Here is a 4653-nt window from a genome sequence, read left to right as displayed (position 1 = left end):
GGCACGGGGGCGTCCGGGCGGCCCGCCCGGACGCCCCCGTGCCCGGCCCCGCGTCCTGCCGCCTCGTGGCTCGCCCCCGCCGGGGGACAGCGAAGGACCCCGGCGTCGGATGACGCCGGGGTCCCGCCTCCCCTGTGCTGACCCGGAGCCCCGAGCTCTCAGGGTCAATCCCGCCGGACCGTTTTTCCCCGAGCGGTCCGCCTCCCGTGGAAGATCTCCCCTCGGCGGCGGCCGTCAACCCTGGGGCGGGGTCACTCGAACGAGGGGTGTTGCCGCCGCAACCGTCGTTTTCGAATAAGAGTTCGATAGGCTTCCGGGGCACGTGACAGAAGGGGGTGCCAGGACCCATGGTGCGCCGCATCGACCTGACCGCAGCCGACGGTTTACGGCTCGCTGCCTGGGAGTACGCCGACCCGCCCAAGGACCGGGACGAGGACCGGGAGCAGGCCGCCCCGGGCCCGCCCGCCGCGGGCCCCGCCCGCGCTCCCGGCGTCCTGCTGCTGCACGGGCTGATGGGCCGCGCCTCGCACTGGGCCTCCACCGCCCGCTGGCTGGCCGAGCGGCACCCCGCCGTGGTCGCCCTCGACCAGCGCGGCCACGGGCGCAGCGACAAGCCGGCCGACGGCCCGTACACCCGGGAGGCGTACGTCGCGGACGCGGCCGCCGCCATCGAACAGCTCGGCCTGGGACCCGCGGTGGTGATCGGCCACGCCATGGGCGGGCTGACCGCCTGGCAGCTCGCCGCCGAGCGGCCCGACCTGGTGCGCGCGGTGGTCGTCTCCGACATGCGGGCCTCGGCCCGCGGCGCCGCCTCCCAGCGCGAGTGGGAGGACTGGTTCGCCACCTGGCCGCTGCCGTTCGCCACGCTCGCCGACGTACGCCGCTGGTTCGGCGAGGACGACCCGTGGCTGGAGCGGCCGAGCCCGGCCCGCGGCGCCTGGTTCGCCGAGGTCATGGCCGAGGGCCCGGACGGCTGGCGGCCGCTGTTCTCCCGCAGGCTGATGCTCGCCACCCGGGACGCCTGGGCGCACGACGCGCACTGGGACTCCCTCGCACTGGTCCGCTGCCCCGCCCTGGTGGTCCGCGGCATCGACGGCGAGCTGGGGCGGGCGGAGGCGCAGGAGATGGTGAGGGTGCTGCCCGCCGGTACGTACGCCGAGGTGGCGGACGCGGGCCACCTGCTCCACCACGACCAGCCGGAGGGCTGGCGCGCGGCCGTGCAGCCCTTCCTGGACTCGGTCGGCCGCACCGCCCCCGCCCCGACCGCCTGACCAGGTCGAGCGGACGCCGGCTCCAGGGTGTGGAGCACCGCTTCAGGAGAGGGGTGCTCAGCCCTTGCTGACCGCGGCCAGGATCTCCGGCAGCCTGGCGGCGGTGCGCGGCGCGGCGAACCGCAGCCCGGCCCAGCCCAGCAGCAGCCCGTAGCCCGCCCCGGCCACCAGCACCAGGAAGCGCGCGGCCGAGCCGGCGGGCGCGTCCGCGACGTTGACCCAGACCGTCAGCCCGATCAGCGGTGCGCACAGCGCCGCGGCCGCGGCCATCCCGCCGAAGATCGACATCCAGACGATGCCGGCCTGCCCGGGCGCCGCCGACTTGAAGCCGCTGCCCTGCGGCACGGTGTAGGGGGCCCGGTAGGAGGCCACCGCCCCGGTCGCGAACATCGCGCCGAGCAGCCCCAGCGACAGCCCCACCGCGTCCGGCAGCGACCGCCAGTCGCCCAGCGTCGCGGCGGTGGCCACATTGACCACGGCGGTGAACGGCAGGGCGATCAGCAGCAGCGCGTACGCCCGGGCGCGCAGCTCGACGTAGGCGTCCTGGGCGGTGGAGATGGTCAGCGACACCATCCAGAAGGCGTCCCCGTCCTGCCCGAACTGGTTGTACGTCTGCGCGCCCAGCATGCCCGCGGAGAAGCAGGCGAGATAGATCGACCCGGTGCCCTGGAAGGCGTTCACCAGGGGCACGATCAGCCCGACCAGCAGCCAACTGATCAGCGCCGCCTTGGTCTTCGGATCGCGCACCATGTATTGCAGGGACCGCCGCATCACCGTCCCGGTCCGCCCGGCCGGCCACCAGCGGGACTCCGCCCCGGGCCCCCGGCCGGACCCGGAGGCGGCCTTGGAGGCGGCCTTGGACGTGCCGCCGGCCGGGGCGGACAGCGCCGCCAGCGTGGAGCCGTCGGGCGCGGTCATCAGCCGGTGCAGACTGCGCCCCCAGGCCGCCAGCAGCGCGCCGAGCGCCGCCGCGGTCAGCAGGAGCTGCGCCGCCGCCGTCCCGTACGCGCCGTGGCTCGCCGAGTCCACCGCGCCCAGCGCGGATGCCGGCGGCAGCCACCGGACGATCTCGGCGACCGGCTCCAGCGCGTCCAGGCCGCCGGCCCGGCTGAGCCGCTGGAAGCCGAAGTTGACGAACTGCACGCCGACCGCGACCACCAGCCCGCTGAGCACGGCGAGATCCCGGCCGCGCCGGGAGGTCAGCAGCCGGACGTTGCCCGCGGCCACCGCCCGGGCCGCCGCCACGCACACCACCAGCGCCAGCGGCACGGCGAGCACGGCCGCCACGACCCCGGCCGGCCCGTGTGCGAGGGCGATCGCCGAGCCGAGCACCAGGCAGAGCGTGAACAGCGGGCCGATGCCGACCAGCGAGGCCACCAGCAGCGCGCGCACCAGCGGCCGGGGCCGCAGCGGCAGCATCACCAGCCTGGTCGGGTCCAGGGTCTCGTCACCGCTGGGGAAGAGCAGCGGCACCACCGCCCAGCCCACCGCCACCAGCGCGGTCAGCAGCACCACCACGACCGGCGCCTGCTCGCTGCCGCGCAGCAGCACCAGCCCGAGCAACTGGGCCGCCGCGAACAGCAGCGCCAGCACGCCGGAGGTGACGTAGGCCGCGGTGCGCTTGGAGGACTGCCGCAGCCCGTTGCGCAGCAGCGACAGCTTCAGCCGGACGAAGGTCCCGGTCAGCGACGTCACCGCGCGCCCCCGTCCGTGTTGGAGTCGGTACGGGGGCCGGAGCCGGTGCGCGGCGCCGCGCCGCCCGCCGATCCGCCGAGCCAGTCCAGGGAGCCGGCGGCGTCCCGGTCCCGTGCGCCGACCAGCTCCAGGAACGCGCTCTGCAAGGACGGCGCGTCGCCGCGCACCTCGGTCAGCGGGCCCTGGGCGCGCACCCGCCCCGCCGCCATCACCGCGACCCAGTCGCACAGCGACTCCACCAGCTCCATCACGTGGCTGGAGAAGACGACGGTCGCGCCGGAGGAGGTGTACCGCTCCAGCACCCCGCGGATGGTCTGCGCGGAGACCGGGTCGACGCCCTCGAACGGCTCGTCCAGGAACAGCACTTCGGGGTTGTGCAGCAGCGCCGCCGCCAGCCCGATCTTCTTGCGCATGCCGGTGGAGTAGTCGACCACCAGCTTGTGCCGGGCGCCGGCCAGGTCGAGCACGTCCAGCAACTGGGTGGCGCGCTGATCGGTCTCCGCGCCGTCCAGCCCCCGCAAGCGGCCGGTGTAGCCGAGCAGTTCGCGTCCGGACAGCCGCTCGAAGAGGCGCAGTCCCTCGGGCAGCACCCCGATCCGGGACTTGACCGCGGCCGGGTCGCGCCACACGTCGTGGCCGGCGACCTCCACGGTGCCCTGGTCGGGCCGGAGCAGCCCGGTCACCATGGACAGGGTGGTGGTCTTGCCGGCGCCGTTGGGCCCGACCAGGCCGATGAACCGGCCGGCCGGCAGCGACAGGTCGATCCCGCCGACCGCGATCTGCTCGCCGAAGCGCTTCCACAGCCCCTCGACCCGGACCGCGGGCGCCGGCCCGCCCGCCGCCTCGTCCGGCCGTCCGCCCGGCCCGTCCTGCCTGTCCGTCGTGGTGTCCGCCATGGCTGCCGCCTCCCCGTCGTGCGGTCGTACGGTCGTACGGTCCGACCGTCATGCGGTCCGACCGCCGTCCGGGACCACCCTACGCAGCGGGCGACCGGGGCCAGGAGGGGTCAGCCGGCGGGGCGGGCGTCCCGGGCGCAGGCGTAGGCCAGCGGGCTGATCAGCTCCTCGGCGTCCGGCAGCCAGCGGTTGGCCTGGGTGGGGCGGCGCACCCACTGCACCGCGCCGTGGCCGCCGACCCGGGTCGGCGGGGCCGCCACATAGCCGCCCTCGCCGCGGGTGAGCAGGTCCAGCCCGGCCGGGGACCAGCCGAGCCGGCGCACCAGGTCGGGGACCTTGGGGGCGCCGCCGGGCAGCACCAGGAACATCATCCGGCGGTCCGGGGTGCAGGTGACCGGGCCGAGCGCGACGTCCATCCGCTCCATCCGCGCCAGCGCCAGGAAGCCGGCCGACTCCGGCACGTCGATCGCGTCGAAGGTGCGGCCGGTGGGCAGCAGGATCGACGCCCGGGGCTGCCGGGCCCACATCCGGCGGGCGGCCGTCGCGCTGCCGGTGGCCTGGCTGGCCCAGTCCGGCCGGGCCGGGTGCGCCCCGGGCTGCGGGCAGCCGCCGTCCGCGCAGGAACACCGCTCCGCGCCGTCGACCGCCTCCAGCCAGGTGCCCGGCAGCACGTCCCAGTGGCGTTCCTCCGCGTACCGCACGGCGCAGTCCAGCAGTTGCTCCCCGCGCTGCTGGGGGATGCGCGCGGCCTCCGGGGCGGCGGCGGGCTCTTCCACGACTCCGGTGCTCTC

The 4653-nt window shown here is 76.1% G+C and carries 4 protein-coding genes; 1 reads left to right on the top strand and 3 read right to left on the bottom strand.

Annotated features, from left to right (window positions below; all coding sequences use genetic code 11):
* Positions 1-347 precede the first annotated feature (347 nt).
* Positions 348-1271: an alpha/beta fold hydrolase gene (locus C6N75_RS27160; RefSeq protein ID WP_105871519.1), complete on the top strand. Its 924-nt coding sequence runs from the start codon at positions 348-350 to the stop codon at positions 1269-1271.
* A gap of 57 nt (positions 1272-1328) precedes the next feature.
* On the opposite strand, the gene C6N75_RS27155 is transcribed toward C6N75_RS27160, so the two are convergent.
* From C6N75_RS27155 to C6N75_RS27145, 3 genes are all read right to left on the bottom strand, one after another.
* Positions 1329-2966: a transporter gene (locus C6N75_RS27155; protein WP_105871518.1), complete on the bottom strand. Its 1638-nt coding sequence runs from the start codon at positions 2964-2966 to the stop codon at positions 1329-1331.
* The gene (locus C6N75_RS27150) at positions 2963-3862 is read right to left on the bottom strand and encodes an ABC transporter ATP-binding protein (RefSeq protein WP_105871517.1); all 900 of its coding nucleotides are present in this window, start codon (positions 3860-3862) and stop codon (positions 2963-2965) included. Before C6N75_RS27150 ends, C6N75_RS27155 begins: the two co-directional genes overlap by 4 nt.
* Before the next feature lie 110 nt (positions 3863-3972).
* Positions 3973-4638 carry a bifunctional DNA primase/polymerase gene (locus C6N75_RS27145; RefSeq protein ID WP_105871520.1) on the bottom strand — a complete coding sequence of 222 codons (666 nt, stop codon included), beginning with the start codon at positions 4636-4638 and terminating at the stop codon, positions 3973-3975.
* Positions 4639-4653 lie beyond the last annotated feature (15 nt).

This window comes from Streptomyces solincola (genome assembly GCF_002982015.1).
Taxonomy (GTDB): domain Bacteria; phylum Actinomycetota; class Actinomycetes; order Streptomycetales; family Streptomycetaceae; genus Streptomyces; species Streptomyces solincola.
The sequence above is the reverse complement of the archived record's forward strand: the minus strand, read 5'-3'. Positions and strand labels throughout refer to the sequence as shown.

Coding starts and splice junctions, on each gene's coding strand:
- C6N75_RS27160 (WP_105871519.1), top strand. CDS start 348: ATGGTGCGCCGCATCGACCTGACCGCAGCCGACGGTTTACGGCTCGCT.
- C6N75_RS27150 (WP_105871517.1), bottom strand. CDS start 3,862: ATGGCGGACACCACGACGGACAGGCAGGACGGGCCGGGCGGACGGCCG.